This is a genomic window from Nostocoides sp. (assembly GCF_035343835.1).
GTDB lineage: Bacteria > Actinomycetota > Actinomycetes > Actinomycetales > Dermatophilaceae > Nostocoides_A > Nostocoides_A vanveenii.
Map to the genome: position 1 here is coordinate 1 of NZ_DAOQZV010000346.1, position 2401 is coordinate 2401.

General features: G+C 68.3%; 2 protein-coding genes and 1 pseudogene. 1 reads left to right on the top strand and 2 read right to left on the bottom strand.

Annotated elements, in window-relative coordinates; translation table 11 throughout:
* Together PKH97_RS15900 and PKH97_RS15905 are read right to left on the bottom strand one after the other, a co-directional pair.
* Positions 1–440, bottom strand: a pseudogene (locus PKH97_RS15900) (5-oxoprolinase subunit PxpA); the annotation flags it as partial.
* A 15-nt stretch (positions 441–455) separates the two neighbouring features.
* The gene (locus PKH97_RS15905) at positions 456–1031 is read right to left on the bottom strand and encodes a hypothetical protein (protein WP_324388588.1); all 576 of its coding nucleotides are present in this window, start codon (positions 1029–1031) and stop codon (positions 456–458) included.
* 98 nt (positions 1032–1129) lie between these two features.
* Here PKH97_RS15905 and miaB point away from each other — a divergent pair.
* Positions 1130–2401 (top strand): tRNA (N6-isopentenyl adenosine(37)-C2)-methylthiotransferase MiaB (gene miaB / locus PKH97_RS15910; RefSeq protein ID WP_324388589.1); only part of this gene is annotated, 1272 nt, incomplete at its 3' end.

Here is a 2401-nt window from a genome sequence, read left to right on the forward strand (position 1 = left end):
CAGCCGCGACCCCGGCAGGCCGAGCAGATCGAGCTCCCGGTCGTATGCCGTGACTGACGCAACCACGGCGCTCGCCTGACGCTCGTGGTGGACGACCGCGTTATAGAGCGGCCCGTGCGGCTTGACATAGGCCACCCGGGAGCCGGCCGCCCGGGCAAAGGCGTCCAGCGCCCCGATCTGATAGAGCGCGTCGGCCCGCAGATCGTCCGGGTCGACGTCGATAAAGCGCCGCCCGAAGCCCGGTAGGCGACCTGTGCCCCGATCGCCACGCCCCGCTCCGCGGGCAGCCGGCAGACGCGCTCCAGCGTACGCGGGTCGCCGGCGTGAAAGCCACAGGCGACATTTGCGCTGGTCACGACCGCCAGCAGGCCCGCGTCGTGGGTTAGCGACCGCCGCCCAAAACCTTCCCCCAAGTCCGCGTTGAGATCGATCGTCGTCATGCGCTCATTGTTGGCTCAGGGCTCGCCGTGGTCCATGGTCACCGCTGCGATCTCGCCACCGTGGTCGACGAAGAGGTCGACGCTGAACCAGGAGATGCACGAGTCGGTCATCCCGTCGCGCGGCTGGATCGTGACCCGAGCGAGCCCGGCCACCTCCGGCGCCCGAAAGGTCTGCCGGTTGTTGCAATGCGGATAGTCGCCGATGCCGATGGTGAACGGATCGATTTCGGTATGGATGCCCGCGAACTGCCGCAGCGTCGCCGTCGCGTCGAAGGGCCCCACCATGGCGGCGAACTCCTCACGGTCGATCCGCCAGCTCGCCTTGTCGGCCAACTTCGCGCGCGGCACGGTCTTGTCGATGGCATCCCGCAGCCCAAGTTGAACTTCGGGCGCGAAGGGCACGCCCGCCAGGAGTACGGGGCTCGGTTCGAGAGCGAAGGCGACGAATGTCCGGCCCAGTCGCTGGGCCTCGGCCGTGCCGATCGTTGCCACCGAACTCGACGGCGACTCGCTCGCGCTCACCGACGCACCCGGATCGCCCACTGAACCACAGGCGCCGGTGAGGGCGATCGCGGCGGCGAGGAGCGTCATACGGGCGGGAAGGCGGCAAATGCGCATACCAGCACACGCTCGGTGCGAGCTTTCGGTTGACGGCCGCACCCGAAAACCCCCGTACCCTGGTCGGTGCCATGACCAAGCTGTATGACGTGCGCACCCACGGGTGCCAGATGAACGTCCACGACTCCGAGCGCCTCGCCGGGTTGCTGGAGACTGCGGGCTACACCGATATCGAGAGCCTCCCGGCCGAGCAGCGGCCCGAGGTGGCGGATGTGGTCGTCTTCAACACCTGCGCGGTGCGCGAGAACGCCGACAACAAGCTCTACGGCAACCTCGGCACGCTGCGACAGGCCAAGCTCAAGCACCCTGACCTGCAGATCGCCGTCGGCGGCTGCCTCGCGCAGAAGGACCGCGGCACCATCGTCGAACGGGCACCGTGGGTGGATGTCGTCTTCGGGACGCACAACATCGGTTCGCTTCCCGCGCTGCTCGACCGCGCTCGCCACAACAAGCGCGCGGAGGTCGAGATCCTCGAATCCCTCGAGACCTTCCCGTCCACGCTGCCCACTCGCCGCGACAGCGCGTATGCCGGCTGGGTCTCGATCTCGGTCGGCTGCAACAACACGTGCACCTTTTGCATCGTCCCGAGCCTGCGCGGGAAAGAGCAGGACCGGAGGCCGGGAGAGATCCTCGCCGAGATCGAGGCGCTCGTCGCCCAAGGCGTCATCGAGATCACCCTGCTCGGCCAGAACGTCAACACCTATGGCGTGGAGTTCGGCGACCGGGGCGCCTTCGCCAAGCTGCTGCGCGCGTGCGGCGACATCGACGGGCTGGAGCGGGTGCGCTTCACCAGCCCGCACCCGGCGGCCTTCACCGATGATGTCATCGCGGCGATGGCGCAGACACCGAATGTCATGCCGCAACTGCATATGCCGCTGCAGTCCGGCTCCGACCGGGTCCTGAAGGCGATGCGCCGCTCCTACCGCAGCGATCGCTTCCTCGGCATCCTGGACTCAGTGCGCGCCCAGATCCCTGATGCCGCGATCACCACCGACATCATCGTCGGCTTCCCGGGCGAGGCCGAGGACGATTTCGACGAGACCATGCGCATCGTCCGCGCTGCCCGGTTCTCCTCTGCCTTTACCTTCCAGTACTCCATCCGTCCCGGCACGCCCGCCGCGACCTTGCCCGACCAACTGCCGAAAGCCGTTGTGCAAGAGCGCTTCGACCGCCTGATCGCCGTGCAGGAGGAAGTCTCCTGGGCCGAGAACCGGCGGCTCGAAGGTCGCGAGGTCGAGGTCCTTGTCGCGCCGGGTGAGGGCCGCAAGGACGCGGCGACCTCGCGCATGTCCGGCCGCGCGCGCGACAACCGGCTCGTCCACTTCGCCGTGCCCGACGGCGCC